This window comes from Brevibacillus sp. AG162 (assembly GCF_006715575.1).
Classification (GTDB): Bacteria; Bacillota; Bacilli; order Brevibacillales; family Brevibacillaceae; genus Brevibacillus; species Brevibacillus brevis.
The window spans coordinates 661,775-676,465 of the sequence record NZ_VFNO01000001.1 but is presented as its reverse complement, the minus strand read 5'-3'; the positions used below and the strand labels follow the sequence as shown (position 1 = coordinate 676,465).

At 48.3% G+C, this 14,691-nt stretch carries 12 protein-coding genes; all 12 read right to left on the bottom strand.

Annotated features, from left to right (window positions below; all coding sequences use genetic code 11):
• Positions 1 to 10: 10 nt before the first annotated feature.
• Positions 11 to 952, bottom strand: coding sequence for a bifunctional riboflavin kinase/FAD synthetase (locus FB479_RS03360; protein ID WP_142062395.1), 942 nt, complete (start codon positions 950 to 952; stop codon positions 11 to 13).
• A 3-nt stretch (positions 953 to 955) separates the two neighbouring features.
• Positions 956 to 1,882 (bottom strand): tRNA pseudouridine(55) synthase TruB, encoded by a 927-nt coding sequence (gene truB / locus FB479_RS03355; protein WP_106653493.1) that lies wholly within the window; start codon positions 1,880 to 1,882, stop codon positions 956 to 958.
• Positions 1,875 to 2,870, bottom strand: a complete 996-nt coding sequence (locus FB479_RS03350; protein ID WP_142062392.1) for a DHH family phosphoesterase — start codon at positions 2,868 to 2,870, stop codon at positions 1,875 to 1,877. The genes truB and FB479_RS03350 overlap by 8 nt, the downstream gene beginning before the upstream one ends.
• Positions 2,860 to 3,225 carry a 30S ribosome-binding factor RbfA gene (gene rbfA / locus FB479_RS03345; protein WP_007719226.1) on the bottom strand — a complete coding sequence of 122 codons (366 nt, stop codon included), beginning with the start codon at positions 3,223 to 3,225 and terminating at the stop codon, positions 2,860 to 2,862. The genes FB479_RS03350 and rbfA overlap by 11 nt, the downstream gene beginning before the upstream one ends.
• A gap of 26 nt (positions 3,226 to 3,251) precedes the next feature.
• Positions 3,252 to 3,533: a DUF503 domain-containing protein gene (locus FB479_RS03340; protein WP_106653491.1), complete on the bottom strand. Its 282-nt coding sequence runs from the start codon at positions 3,531 to 3,533 to the stop codon at positions 3,252 to 3,254.
• The gene (gene infB, locus FB479_RS03335; protein WP_142062389.1) at positions 3,533 to 6,112 is read right to left on the bottom strand and encodes a translation initiation factor IF-2; all 2,580 of its coding nucleotides are present in this window, start codon (positions 6,110 to 6,112) and stop codon (positions 3,533 to 3,535) included. Before infB ends, FB479_RS03340 begins: the two co-directional genes overlap by 1 nt.
• A gap of 21 nt (positions 6,113 to 6,133) precedes the next feature.
• On the bottom strand, positions 6,134 to 6,433 hold the full coding sequence (locus tag FB479_RS03330) for a YlxQ family RNA-binding protein (RefSeq protein WP_142062386.1): 300 nt from the start codon (positions 6,431 to 6,433) through the stop codon (positions 6,134 to 6,136).
• Positions 6,430 to 6,720: an RNase P modulator RnpM gene (gene rnpM, locus FB479_RS03325; protein ID WP_017249292.1), complete on the bottom strand. Its 291-nt coding sequence runs from the start codon at positions 6,718 to 6,720 to the stop codon at positions 6,430 to 6,432. Before rnpM ends, FB479_RS03330 begins: the two co-directional genes overlap by 4 nt.
• A gap of 2 nt (positions 6,721 to 6,722) precedes the next feature.
• Positions 6,723 to 7,814 (bottom strand): transcription termination factor NusA, encoded by a 1,092-nt coding sequence (gene nusA / locus FB479_RS03320; protein WP_106653488.1) that lies wholly within the window; start codon positions 7,812 to 7,814, stop codon positions 6,723 to 6,725.
• A 53-nt stretch (positions 7,815 to 7,867) separates the two neighbouring features.
• On the bottom strand, positions 7,868 to 8,326 hold the full coding sequence (rimP, locus tag FB479_RS03315) for a ribosome maturation factor RimP (protein WP_106653487.1): 459 nt from the start codon (positions 8,324 to 8,326) through the stop codon (positions 7,868 to 7,870).
• Between the two features lie 167 nt (positions 8,327 to 8,493).
• The gene (locus tag FB479_RS03310) at positions 8,494 to 12,798 is read right to left on the bottom strand and encodes a PolC-type DNA polymerase III (RefSeq protein WP_142062383.1); all 4,305 of its coding nucleotides are present in this window, start codon (positions 12,796 to 12,798) and stop codon (positions 8,494 to 8,496) included.
• A 116-nt stretch (positions 12,799 to 12,914) separates the two neighbouring features.
• Positions 12,915 to 14,660, bottom strand: a complete 1,746-nt coding sequence (locus tag FB479_RS03305; RefSeq protein ID WP_142062945.1) for a proline--tRNA ligase — start codon at positions 14,658 to 14,660, stop codon at positions 12,915 to 12,917.
• Positions 14,661 to 14,691: the final 31 nt, after the last annotated feature.

The window sequence follows — 14,691 nt, the reverse complement described above, 5'->3', positions numbered from 1 at the left end:
AGAGAATCCTTTACGAGATTCCCTCTGCGAATTTTTGCTTCGCCGTTTGTACATCTCGTCCAATTTGCGCGATGAGTGCATCGACTCCAGCAAATTTCTGTTCTTCCCGAATGTAGAACAGGAACTCTACTTCTACTTCTTTGTCATAAATTTCACCAGAGAACTCAAAAATGTGCACTTCTAGTGACTTTTCTTTTTTCTCCAGTTCAAATGTAGGTTTGATCCCTACGTTCATGACACCATAGTAGCTTTGTTCATCCACGGTAAAGCGAACACCGTAAACACCATTCTTTCCGATCAAATACGGCTGATTCACTTGGACGTTCGCTGTAGGAAAACCAATGGTTCGACCGCGTTTGTCGCCATGCACGACTGTTCCGCGCACTTTGTAGGGGCGGCCTAACAAATGGCGAACCTGCTCAACATCCCCATGATGAAGATATTCACGGATGATTGTACTGCTCACTTTTTCACCCAAGCGATTTACCGGACCCACGATGTCGAGCCCATAGCGACCTTTGCTCATTTCTTGCAAGGTATGGGCAGTACCCATCCCGCGATAACCAAAGGTGTAGTCGAAGCCAACGACAATATGGCGGCATTCCAAAGGGAGAAGGCATTCCGAGATGAAATCTTCTGGATAAATAGCCGCAAAGCTAATATCGAACTTCATCACATATGTAGTGTCTACGCCCAGCTTTTCGAATTGCTCGAGCTTGTCTGCAAGTGGTGTCAAATAGCGGGTATAACCGCTTTGCCCCAATACTTCTCGAGGATGCGGATCAAAGGTCACTACCGTACTTTGCCATCCGTTTGCTTTCGCTGTATCAATCGCCTTTTGGATTACACGGCGATGCCCAATATGTACACCATCAAAGTACCCCAGTGCAATCGCACAAGGATTCGCTTGCAGGTCAGACGGAAACGGGTATGTCAGGTAGATCGTTTTCACGGATTACACCTCGGCTGGAAAGACTTTTTCTGGTTTGGCGAAAAGTCCTTTGTCTCCACGGCATACACGATGGATGCCAAGTAATTCTTCCCCCGCAAACAAGCAAATCAAACTTCCTTCCTCCGCAGTGACGCCCGGAAGCGCAGTCGCAAGTCCATTACGAACTGCTTTGATCCGTTCTGGCTTGACCTGAAACGATGGTAAGAACGAGATTGCCTGAGGGATGGAGACCAAGTGGCGGGAAATGTCCTCCCCGTTTGCTGCCTGTTCCTCAATTTGCTCGAGGGGAATTGCCTCTTGCTCCTGGAACGGGCCACTTTTTATTCGCCGCAACAGCTTCATATGGGCAGGATAACCCAGAGCGCGTCCGAGGTCAACACATAAGGTACGCATGTATGTGCCTTTGGAGCACGTGCACGTAAATGCAACATCGACAGTGTCCCCATCCACGCTAATCTTATGAAGTGTCAGCTCATACAACGTTACTTTCCGTGCCTGCCGCTCGATCACGGTGCCTTCACGAGCCAGGTCGTACAGCCGCTTGCCGTTTACCTTTACCGCAGAGAACATCGGAGGTACCTGCTCCATTTCACCCAAAAAGGATTCGAACAGCGCTTGAATACGCTCCATTGTAATCGATGCTGCATCTACTCTGGCTTGCTCCACCACTTCTCCGGAAGCATCTTCCGTCGTGGTAGTTGAGCCGAGGCGCATGACTACTTCATAGCGCTTAGGCAACTCTTGCAAATATTCAACTAGCCTCGTTGCGTGTCCCACACAAATGGGGAGTACACCAGTCACATCTGGATCCAGTGTACCCGTATGCCCCACTTTTTTCGTTCCATACAATCGACGAATACGTGCTACACAATCATGGGAAGTCATACCAGCTGGCTTATCGATAACCAGCACGCCGTTCACGTTACTCATCGAATTTCACTCCTACTGCATCGTCCAGCACAGTCCATACTTTTTGCTGTACTTCTGAAAGTGGTCCTTTAATCGTGCATCCCGCTGCTTTTGCGTGTCCACCGCCACCGAGCTGCTTAGCAATGACAGCTACGTCAACCCGATCGCGAGCGCGCATGCTCACCTTGACCACTCCCAGTTCCGCTTCCACAAAAGAAACGCCGACCTCGACTCCTTCAATGTTGCGGCAGTAATTCACCAATCCACCAGCATCTTCTCGCTCAGCACTGACTTCGGCAAAATCTGCGGCTGAAACAGTGATGGAGGCAACCTGATTTTGATGGGACAGTTGCAAGGTTTGGAGAGCACGTCGCAAAACTTTCACATGGGCAAAAGTGATTTCCTCCAAGCAGCGCTCTGCTACGTCTCCTGGCTTCACGCCGTATCCGAGTAATCGAGCAGCGATTTCCATAACGCGCGGCGATGTATTGGAATAGCGGAAACCGCCTGTATCCGTCAGAAGACCGGTGTAGATGCACAGCGCAAGCTCTTCATTGAAAGAAACCCCTGCTGCTTCTGCAACATCAAACAAAATCTCTGCTGTTGCGGCTGCATCCGGACGAACCACATTTACCGTTCCAAAATGATCGTTGGTTGGATGGTGATCGATATTCAGCAAAGCAGCGCCAGACGCAAATAAAGACCGTACATCGCCCATCCGCGACTCATCCGCGCAGTCTACAGCGATTACGGCCCCGAACGTGTCGTTCAGTGGTTGTTTGCGCAGGTTATAAAGACGGTCAAACCGCGGCAAGAAGTTAAACTTGATCGGTGTTTCCCCTTCATTTACAACCACATACTCTTTTCCCAACTGCTCTAGCATGAGCACGACTCCCAAAGCAGATCCTGTAGCATCTCCATCAGGACTTACATGAGAGAGAACCAGGAAGCGGTCGTGCTCCTGCATAAACCGCGCCGCTTCCTGTACTGCCATTTGATTAGGATTCATCCTGTTTCTCTCCTTCTGTGGAGATTTCCCGCAGGATTGATTCAATTTTGCTGCCGTAGTCAATGGACTCGTCCAGCTTGAATACAAAATCAGGAATGTGACGTAGCTTTACGCGTTTCCCGATCTCCGTACGCAAATAACCTTTTGCTTTTGTCAAACCTGCAAGAGAAGCTTTACGCTCTTCCTCACTGCCAAAAATGCTGACAAAAACCTTTGCCAATTGCAAGTCACTGCTTACCTCTACATCTGTTACCGTTACGAAACCGACACGAGGATCTTTGAGTCCACGCTGCAATACAAGGCTCAATTCTTTTTTGATTTCTTCGCCTACGCGGCTGATTCGTGTTTTATTCATCGATTTTCACCTCCGCTGACTGCTCGTTACTCGTAGTATTCCGTATCCACGCGAATCAACTCTACCTCTGGATGGTTTTCCACGAATCGAATGACAGCCTGCATTTCTTGTTGTAAAAAAGAGATCTCATTAGCAACGGCAGCGATACCCAACACGGTACGCTGCCATTGCTCGAGATAAGCCACCTCTGCCGCGGAGACATGAAATCGGCTCCGCAGCTTGCCGATCAGACTTTTGACGATGGCCCGTTTTTCTTTCAGGTTTTGGCTAGCGGGCAGAAACAGTTCAATCTGCACACCTGCAATCATTATTGTTTCACTTCAACCATGACGAATGCTTCGATTACGTCGCCGATTTTGAGGTCATTGAAGCGTTCCAAAGTCAGACCGCACTCATAGCCAGCTGCAACGTCTTTCGCATCATCTTTGAAGCGCTTGAGAGTATCGAGCTTACCTTCATAAATTACAATGCCTTCACGGATCAAACGAGCACCAGCATCGCGGCTCAATTTACCTTCAGTCACATAGCAACCTGCAATGTTTCCGACTTTGGATACTTTGAACACTTCACGAATCTCAGCTTGACCGATAATATTTTCTTTGAAGACTGGATCAAGCATACCTTTGAGAGCAGACTCGATCTCTTCGATTACAGTGTAGATAACACGGTGCAGGCGAATGTCGATTTTCTCTTGTTCAGCCATGCTGCGTGCATTCGGTTCAGGACGTACGTTGAAACCAATGACGATAGCATTCGAAGCATTTGCCAAAGTAACATCGGATTCTGTAATCGCACCAACACCTGTGTGAATGATCTTCACACGAGTTCCGTTGACATCGATTTTCTCCAAAGAACCACGCAGCGCTTCCACAGAACCGTGTACGTCTGCTTTTACAATCAGGTTCAGTTCTTTGATGTCGCCTTCTTGGATGTGTTGGAACAGATCATCCAAAGAAACGCGGGAACTCTCACGACGCTCGGATTCACGTTGCTTGGAAGCACGTGCTTCCCCGATCGCGCGGGCTTTCTTCTCGTCTTCAAAGACACGGAACTGGTCGCCTGCTTGTGGAACATCATTCAGACCCGTGATTTCTACTGGCGTAGATGGACCAGCTTCTTTCAGACGGCGTCCTTTGTCATTCACCATCGCACGTACACGTCCAAAAGCGGAACCGACAACGATAGGATCACCTACACGGAGAGTACCTTGTTGAACCAGGATGGTTGCAACTGGACCACGTCCCTTGTCTAGCTCAGCTTCGACAACGGTACCGCGGGCAAGTTTGTCTGGGTTGGCTTTCAGTTCTTGTACTTCGGATACGAGCAAGATGTACTCGAGCAGTTCTTCGATACCTGTACGCTGTTTAGCGGACAATGGGGAGAAGATCGTATCGCCGCCCCACTCTTCGGCAACCAGCTCATACTCGGTCAACTCTTGCTTGATACGGTCAATATTTGCTTCCGGTTTGTCAACCTTGTTGACCGCAACGATGATAGGCACATTTGCCGCTTTCGCATGGCTGATCGCCTCAATGGTTTGCGGCATGACACCGTCATCTGCTGCAACAACCAGAATGGTGATATCTGTGATTTGCGCACCGCGTGCACGCATCGTTGTGAACGCCGCGTGACCTGGTGTATCGAGGAAAGTAATTTTCTTTCCTTTGATCTCAACTTGGTAGGCACCGATATGCTGTGTAATTCCGCCTGCTTCTCCCGCTACTACGTTTGTAGAGCGAATCGCGTCCAGCAAAGTTGTTTTCCCGTGGTCAACGTGACCCATGATGGTAACAACTGGCGGGCGCTCCAGCAGGCTTTCTGGTGCATCTACTTCTTCCAGCGTTTCGAAGTTAGTCTCATCGATGATGATTTTTTCTTCGACTTCAATACCGTAATCCGTGCAAATGAGTTCAATGGCATCGCGATCGAGGTATTGGTTAATCGTTGCCATGATCCCCAAGTTAAACAACTTTTTGATTACTTCTGCAGGTTCTTTGCGGAGCTTAACAGCCAATTCGTTTACAGTCAAAGACTCTGTAAATGTGATCTTTGTTGGTGGGTCAAAAACAGGACGCGGTGCCTTTTGACCACCACGCGAATTATTGCCACGGCGGTTGTTGTTGCGGTTATTACCACCACCACGGAACGGCTGACTTTTTTTATTATCTTCAAAAGTCTTTTGTGTTTGTGGTCCCTTTTTGATTTTCTCACGTTTTTCCGTACCCACGTTTGAAGGAAGTTTCACTTTGTCTTCAAACTCTTCACCAGTACGTCCCTCTGTTTGATTAGCAGCAGGTTGAGTGGTAGACGCAACTTTCTGAGCTGGACGCTGTTGGTTTTGCGGTCGTTGCTGATTGTTCTGTGGTCTTTGTTGGCCTTGACCTTGTGGTCGTTGCTGGTTACCTTGTGGCTTGCGGTCATTCGACTTTGCGGGTTGACTTCTCATATTGTTTGGTTTTCTCTCCTGATTCTTCCCCTGATTTTTTCCATGCTGAGGACTATTTTGATCGGAATTGCTACCTCCACTGTTGATAGCTGGACGATTGGTGTTTGAGGTGCTTCCTCCACGATCGTGATTTGGTCTGTCATTTCTAACAGTTTGAGCTTGCCCCGCTTGCTGCTGGGGTTTGATCTGTTGTCCTCTGGAGTCGTTGGGGCGTCGTTGATCGTCCGTTTGTTTGGGTCTTGCATCACTAGGTGTATTCCGCGTTTCCGGTTTGGCACCAGATCGCAATTTGGCCATGTGATCCTCGATCCTTTTGATCGTCCCTTCTTCCATGATACTCATATGATTTGCTACTTCTATATTCAATCGTTTTAGCAAATTGAGGATTTCCTTGCTGCTCATGTTGTGCTGTTTGGCATACTCATACACACGTGTCTTCAAATATACTTCACCCTTTCTAAGTTAGGTGAGCAGACGCTGAATGCTTTCGGCCAATTTCCCATCGGTTACCGCCACGGTAACGCGCCCATCTTTTCCGATTGCGTGTCCCAATGAATGTCGGTCGCCAGTGGTTACACATGAGACACCGTAATAGGAACATTTATCCTTTACTTTCTTGGCGGTATTGTCTGATGCATCTGATGCGAGCAATACCAGGCGGGCCTGCCCATTACGAATAGCGGTAATGACCAGTTCCTCTCCGGTAATGATCTTTCTCGCACGCATCGCCAATCCGAGTAGTTGTGCTGCTTTTGGGGTCATTTTCCCATCATCTCCAGCCATTTCTCACGGAAAGCATCATACTTTTCTTGGGAGATGGACATATTGAGGGCACGTTCCAGCACTTTTTTCCATTTTCCCGATGCGAACGCATCCGGCTTCAGACAGCTTTCCTGCCGACACACATAGGTACCGCGTCCCGCCGCCCTTCCAGTAAGATCAATGACGATCTCTTCTTCTGGCGTCCGGACGACGCGGACTAATTCCTTTTTCGGAAACATTCCTTGGCAAACAATGCACTTACGCAACGGGATCTTTTTTTGCTTCATGATTATTCGTTGTCCGTCCCTTCATCGCTCTCTACTTCTTTCGGATAAGCGATGCCTTCTTGGTCGGCTTGGGACTCGCTCTTGATATCGATTTTCCAGCCAGTCAGCTTGGCTGCCAGACGTGCGTTTTGACCACGCTTACCAATCGCCAGAGACAATTGATAATCGGGAACGATTACACGTGTAACCTTTTCCGTGACGTTGACCTCAACATGCAGAACCTTCGCAGGGCTGAGTGCGTTGGCTACGTACTCGGCAGGATCTTCAGACCAACGGACAATGTCGATCTTCTCGCCTTTCAGCTCTGTAACGATCGTTTGGACACGCATGCCCTTTGGACCCACACATGCTCCAACTGGATCTACATCGGCGTTGATCGAATGAACAGCGATCTTCGAACGATCACCTGCTTCACGCGCTACAGACTTGATTTCAACCACACCGTCATATATTTCTGGCACTTCTAATTCAAAGAGGCGCTTCAAGAGCCCCGGGTGAGTACGGGAAACGACGATTTGCGGTCCTTTAGTGGTTTTCTCTACTTTGATGATGTATGCCTTCACACGATCTTGTGATTTAAAATCTTCGGATGGCATTTTTTCGGTGATCGGCATAACAGCTTCCGCCTTACCCAGATCAATGTAATAATTGCGAGCGTCCATACGTTGAACGACGCCAGTTACGATATCGTCTTCACGCTCAATAAACTCGCTGTAGATCAAACCGCGCTCCGCTTCGCGAATGCGCTGCGTAACCACTTGCTTCGCTGTCTGAGCGGCAATACGACCGAAATCACGAGGCGTTACCTCGATTTCTACGATGTCCTCCAGACGGAAGTTAGGATCGATTTCTTGTGCTGCTTCTTGAGAGATCTCGAGGCGCGGATCTAAAACCTCTTCGACTACGCTCTTCCGCGCAAACACACGCACCATACCTGAATGACGATTTACATCCACCCGCACATTTTGGGCCGAGTTGAAGTTACGTTTGTATCCAGAGATAAGAGCCGCTTCGATGGCCTCGATCAGTACGTCTTTGGTGATGCCTTTCTCTCTCTCAATGGCTTCTAAAGCCTCGATAAAATCGCCGTTCATGACTTTCGTTGCCTCCTCCTTTACTTACCACGGGCTAACACTGGCCGCGACAACTAAAAAATAATTGCCATTCTAGCCGTGTCAATTTGCTCTTGGGAAATTACATACGTTTTCTTTGCTTCTTTTACTGTCAGCTTGCCATCCTCATAGGATATCAGTTCGCCTTCGAACGTGGTTGCACCTTCTATTGGCTCTTTTGTTGTGATATGCACATTTCTGCCGACAGCTTTCGTGAAATCCTTATCCTTGCGCAATGGGCGCTCAGCACCCGGCGAAGATACTTCTAAAAAGTATGCCGTAGGGATGGGATCTACTTCGTCTAGTTTTTCGCTCAGCTTCTCGCTGACAAGGCGGCAGTCATCAATGTCGATGTTGCCAGTTTCATTGTCGATAAACACGCGCAGAAACCAGTTGCTGCCTTCCTTTTTGTACTCGATGTCAACCAGCTCCAGGCCCACTTCTTCAACAATGGGCGTGACGAGTTCAGTGACGATGCTCGTTACCTTGCTCAAGCAAGTACCTCCTTCTCATTTGAACCATGAGGTGTAGCCAGAAAGAAAGAGTGGGTTTCCCCACTCTCGATCAGCCATGCGTATAAAACCAGTATTTCCAAAAAAATTATAGCATAACAGCCCTCCGCTGACAACCTTTGGATGACTGTGAGCCTTGACCGCACGCCTTAGAACAAGGATAGCTGGTTGGATTCTGGCAATCCTTTCAAAGCACCTTGCTCATCCAAGAACTCCAAAATGGTCTTGGATATACGGGATCGGGATAGGAGGTCCTCCTTGGACAAAAACTCCCCTTGCTCTCTCGCTTGCACGATACTGATCGCTGCATTCGTCCCTAAACCAGGCAGGGCGTTGAATGGAGCGATGAGAGAATCCCCTTCGATCAAGAAGCGAGTAGCGTCCGATTTGTACAAATCAACGTTGGCAAAACGGAAGCCACGTTCTACCATCTCCAGCGCCATCTCCAAGACAGTCAGCAATGCTTTTTCTTTTGGCTGTGCATCGTGTCCCTTGCCCTCGATCTCTTCAATCTTTTGCTTGATCGCCGCTGAGCCTTTAACCATCAGTGGAATATCAAAGTCATCTGCGCGAACAGTGAAATACGTCGCGTAAAACTCCAATGGGCGATGAACCTTGAAGTATGCGATCCGTACAGCCATCATGACGTAGGCAGTCGCATGCGCTTTCGGGAACATGTACTTGATTCGCTGGCACGACTGAATATACCATTCTGGCACGTTGTTATTGCGCATTTCTTCCTGATCATCCTCAGGAACCCCTTTACCCTTACGCACGGACTCCATGATCTTAAAGGCACGAGATGGCTCTAGCCCTTTATAGATCAAGTACACCATGATATCGTCACGACAACCAATTACATCTGGCAGCTTGCAGGTACCGTTGCGGATCAAGTCCTGAGCGTTGTTCAACCAAACGTCCGTACCGTGAGAGAGTCCAGAAATCTGAACAAGCTCGGCAAACGTAGTCGGTTTGGTGTCTTCTAACATCTGACGTACGAATTTGGTTCCGAACTCAGGAATGCCCAATGTCCCCATGTTCGTACCGATTTGCTCAGGTGTAACCCCCAAGGCTTCCGTCGAACTGAAGATGGACATCGTCTTTTTATCATCCAGTGGAATCGTCTTCGGGTCCATTCCCGTCAAGTCTTGCAGCATACGAATGACGGTCGGATCGTCGTGTCCCAGAATATCGAGTTTTAGCAAGTTGTCATGAATGGAGTGGAAGTCGAAATGGGTTGTGCGCCATTCTGACTCATTATCATCAGCCGGGAACTGAATCGGACAAAAGTCTTCAATCTCCATGTAGTCAGGTACTACGATAATTCCGCCCGGATGCTGCCCTGTCGTTCTTTTTACACCTGTGCAGCCGTTCACGATCCGGGATATCTCCGCATTTCGCAACGTCATGCCTCGTTCGTCAGCATATTTGCGCACGTAGCCATACGCTGTTTTTTCCGCAACCGTACCAATCGTTCCTGCACGATATACGTAGTCCGCTCCAAACAGCTCCTGTGTGTACTTATGTGCACGCGGCTGATAATCACCAGAGAAGTTCAAGTCAATATCAGGTACCTTGTCTCCTTTAAAGCCGAGGAACGTTTCGAACGGGATGTCTTGCCCATCCTTGGCATACATGGTTCCGCATTGCGGGCAAGCTTTATCCTCCAGGTCAAATCCAGAGGCGATTGAACCATCTGTAATGAACTCGCTATGCTTACAATTTGGGCAACGATAATGAGGCGGCAGTGGATTAACCTCTGTAATCTCCGACATGGTCGCTACAAAGGAAGAGCCTACAGACCCACGTGAACCTACCAGATAACCGTCTTTCAACGACTTTGTTACCAAACGCTGTGAAATCAAATAAATCACACCGAAACCGTGCTTGATGATACTGTTCAATTCTTTTTCCAAGCGATGCTCGACCAGCTCAGGCAACGGATCGCCATACAAGGACTTCGCCTTATCGTAGCACATTTGACGCAGCTCATCGTCCGCCCCTTCAATGATCGGCGTGTACAGCTTGTCTGGAATCGGACTAATATCCTCAATCATATCCGCGATAGCATTTGTGTTCGTCACTACAATTTCTTTTGCGGTCTCTTCTCCCAAAAAGGAGAACGCCTCCAGCATCTCATCCGTTGTATGAAAGTAAAGCGGCGGCTGGTTGCCTGCGGTTGGATCACCTTTTGACAATAAGAAAACATCGCGGAAGATCTCATCCTGGGGATTCAGAAAGTGCACATCCCCTGTAGCTACGACCAGCTTGCCGAGCTCTTTTCCCATTTCGACGATCTTTTCATGATAGCCTTTCATCGTCTCCAGCGAAGGAATTTCTTCATTACGCAACAGGGGTGAGTAATGAGCAACCGGCTGTAATTCCAAAAAGTCGTAAAAAGCAGCAACTTCCTTCAATTCTTCAGGTGACTTACCGCGGAGAATCGATTGCATGAGTTCTCCGTCTTTGCACGCCGTACCAATTAGCAAGCCTTCGCGGTATTTGGTCAGCTGGCTTCGCTGAATTCGTGGCCAACGGAAGAATGTTTCCACATGGGAACGACTTACAAGCTTGTACAGGTTTTTGAGGCCTTCTTTATTTTGCACCAGAATCGTCGCATGGAATGGTCGTCCACTCTTGTAATCCGCCTCTTCGTTGCTTTTTTCATTCAACTCCGCCAGCGATTTGATTTCCGCTTCTTTAATGTCCTTTAGCATTTGCTGGAACACGTGAGCCAATGCCACGGTATCGTCCAACGCACGGTGAGCATTGATGAGCTCGACGTTGAACTTTTTCGCTAATGATCCCAAACGATAATTGCGCATTCCTTTGTACATCAAGCGCGCCAACGGCAGTGTATCTAAAAATGGATTGCTCCATGGCTCCATGCCAATCCTTTTAGCGCATGCATTAATAAACGCTTTGTCAAACTCTGCGTTGTGCGCGACCAGGATGGCGTCACCTGTAAAATCCTTGAACTTGCGGAGCACCACATCGAGTGTGTCTTGCCCACGGAGCATTTCGTTGGTAATCCCCGTGATCTCAGTTGTCTTTGGCCCAATTTCCAATTGCGGGTCGATCAGCTCCGTCCATTGGTCGACAATTTCCGAGCCCTTCATTTTGACAGCAGCGATCTCGATGATTGTATGCTCTGACGCGTTTAACCCCGTCGTTTCCGTATCAAACACAACATATTCCGTATTTTCATCAATGGAAAGATTATTGTCTGCTTGCAGGTTGTAAACGATATCGATACCATCCTCGACTACGTACGCTTCCATACCGAGAATGCATTTGATATTGTTCTTTTTGGCGATGGAATACGCCTCTGGAAAAGCCTGCACGACACCATGGTCAGTGACAGCAATTGCTTTATGCCCCCACTTTGCTGCCGTCGAGACCAGTGATTTTACAGATGCAACAGCATCCAGCGCACTCATCGGCGTATGGCAATGGAGCTCGACCCGTTTTTCATCCGCTTGATCTTTGCGAATGACCTGCTCAATCTGGTTCAAATCATTGGCATTCATAACTAGATCGCGTACAAATGTGTCATGCTGTACACTTCCCCGCACTTTCACCCACATGCCGTCTTTCAGCAATTCAAGCATTTTCACGTCTTCTTTATCGCGGGAGAACATCTTCACCGTGAGAGAATCCGTATAGTCTGAAACGTTGAACGTGAGCAAATGACGTCCACTGCGAAGCTCTTTTACTTCTACGTTAAATACGGTTCCTTGGATGACGATACGCCGTTCCTCATCTTGAATTTCGCAAATCGGGATCGGTGCATCTTTGATTTCATACCCCATCATGAGCGTAGTGACAGCCTCAGCTTTATCAGACGATTTGTTCTCTTGTTGAACAGAAGTCATCACAACTTCGACGAGAGCGCGCTCTTCCTCTTTCCGTTGCTCCTCAAAGGCCTTATACGCGTCATCGCTTTCTTCCCCATGGAAAGTAAAGCGCATCGAACAATCGGTAGCTTTCTGGAAAGAAGCCAAAAGCTCATTATCCGCTCGTTTTCGCTTGGCAACCTCAACGGACATCTCCGTTGGCAAGTACACCTTGACTTCCTGTTGGTCGACTTGCTTACGGGCTTGACGCATCGTAACTGCCAAGGAGTTCAGAGTTGGCTCCAGACCCGCCAGCAAGACATCCCAATACTCTTCGACTACGTGATCGAGAGACGGCTTTTGCAGATAGCGAAATCGGGTATCTACTTTGGCTAGATGTGAAAATGTATGCGTCAATCGCTTGGTAAAAGCTGCATAAACATCCGCAGGTATCATTCTCGGGAGGGCAAAGTGAAAAACCCATTCTTTGTTTTGCTTATACAGCTCTAGCTTTTCAATCTGAGCATCAAGAAAAAATCGCTCCACCCATTCGTCAGGAACTTCCATTTGCTTGACCAATAGGGAGAAGCGATGTTTTTGCTCTTGTAAACGGTCCACGGTTTTCCCACCTTCCCTATAAGTGAGCGTTCAAACAAGAAAAAGAGGCACTCCCCGTTAATCCAGGGGAGTACCCCATAAAAATTCGACAAAATCCTTCTTATTCCTGCATGCAACTAGTTACCGAACAGGGCAGCTCCGGTATGGTCAACACGAGATAAGAGGCCTTTCACTTCATGAACCAATTGATCCAGCTTCACATCATGTGTTTCACCATTTTTGCGAATACGCACTTCAACTGTTCCTTCTTGTGCTGCTTTATCGGAGACGGTAATACGCAGAGGCAATCCAATCAAATCAGCGTCTTTAAACTTTACACCAGCACGCTCAGGACGATCGTCAAACAAAACTTCTACGCCAGCCTTGCGCAATGCTTCTGTAATTTGTTCACTGACTTGACGTTGCTCTTCTACTTTAACATTGACCGGAATCACATGCACATGGAAAGGTGCAACAGATACTGGCCAAATGATACCATTTTCATCATTGTTCTGCTCGATCACTGCCGCAATTGTGCGAGATACACCGATTCCGTAGCAGCCCATGATCATCGGTTGACTGCGACCGTTCTCATCCAAGTACGTAGCACCCATCGCTGTGGAGTATTTCGTACCCAGCTTGAATACGTGACCGACTTCTACACCACGTGCAAACTTGATAACACCACCTGACCGAGGGCATTCGTCGCCTTCTGTGATGTTGCGCAAGTCAGCGTATCGGGAAACAGTAAAATCACGGCCAGCAACTACGTGTGTCAGATGATAGTCTGTTTCATTGGCACCGACGACACCATCATAAACATCTTGAACAAAATTGTCCGCGATGATTTCCACTTTTTCAGGATCAATGCCAACTGGGCCAACAAAACCTGCAGGTGCCCCTGTTACCGAAACGATATCCGCTTCAGAAGCCAGTCCAACGATCGTCGCATCATACAAGTTTTTCAGCTTCACTTCATTGATCTCATGATCACCACGCACCAGCACCATAACCAGCTTGTCGTCTACGCGATAAATGAGGCTCTTGATGATTTGCTTTGCTTCGATTTGCAGTGCTTGTACCAATTGGTCGATCGTTTTCATGCCAGGCGTATGCAATTTTTCTCGAGCTGGCGCTTCTGTTGCCGGCTTCGCAGATGGCTTGTACACGACTTCTGCCTTTTCCAAGTTGGCCGCATAATCGCCTTCTTCAGAATAAGCAATCGTGTCTTCCCCAATGTCGCACAACGCCATGAATTCGTATGTGCCTTTTCCGCCGATTGCACCTGCATCCGCTTCTACCGCACGGAAGTTCAAGCCTACACGGGTAAAGATGTTCGTGTACGCATCGTACATCGCCTGGAAGTTGCGATCCAGACCTTCCTGTGACGTATCAAAAGAATAAGCATCCTTCATAATAAACTCGCGGCAACGAATCAAACCGAAGCGCGGACGAACTTCATCACGGAACTTGGTTTGAATTTGATAAAGGTTGATCGGGAGTTTTTTGTAAGAGTTAATCTCATCACGCACGAGACTCGTAATGACTTCTTCGTGGGTTGGACCCAAGGCAAAAGGACGATCATGACGATCACGCAGGCGAACGAGCTCGGGACCGTATACATCCCAGCGACCCGTTTGATGCCACAGCTCAGCTGGTTGCATCGCTGGCATCAACAGCTCTTGTCCCCCAGCATTGTTCATTTCTTCACGCACAATCGCTTGGATTTTGTGTAGGGAACGGAGCGCCAGGGGCAGGTACGTATAAATACCGGAAGCCAGTTGGCGGGCCATACCAGCGCGGAGCAGCAGCTTGTGGCTGGCAATCTCCGCGTCGGATGGCACTTCCCGCAGGGTAGGAATCAACATTTGACTTTGCTTCAACACGTGCGTGTCCTCCTTATGCCTTATCAGC

Coding starts and splice junctions, on each gene's coding strand:
- rnpM (WP_017249292.1), bottom strand. CDS start 6,720: ATGAAGCAAAAAAAGATCCCGTTGCGTAAGTGCATTGTTTGCCAAGGA.
- FB479_RS03350 (WP_142062392.1), bottom strand. CDS start 2,870: ATGAATCCTAATCAAATGGCAGTACAGGAAGCGGCGCGGTTTATGCAG.
- FB479_RS03340 (WP_106653491.1), bottom strand. CDS start 3,533: ATGATTGCAGGTGTGCAGATTGAACTGTTTCTGCCCGCTAGCCAAAAC.
- rbfA (WP_007719226.1), bottom strand. CDS start 3,225: ATGAATAAAACACGAATCAGCCGCGTAGGCGAAGAAATCAAAAAAGAA.
- nusA (WP_106653488.1), bottom strand. CDS start 7,814: ATGAACGGCGATTTTATCGAGGCTTTAGAAGCCATTGAGAGAGAGAAA.
- truB (WP_106653493.1), bottom strand. CDS start 1,882: ATGAGTAACGTGAACGGCGTGCTGGTTATCGATAAGCCAGCTGGTATG.
- FB479_RS03330 (WP_142062386.1), bottom strand. CDS start 6,433: ATGACCCCAAAAGCAGCACAACTACTCGGATTGGCGATGCGTGCGAGA.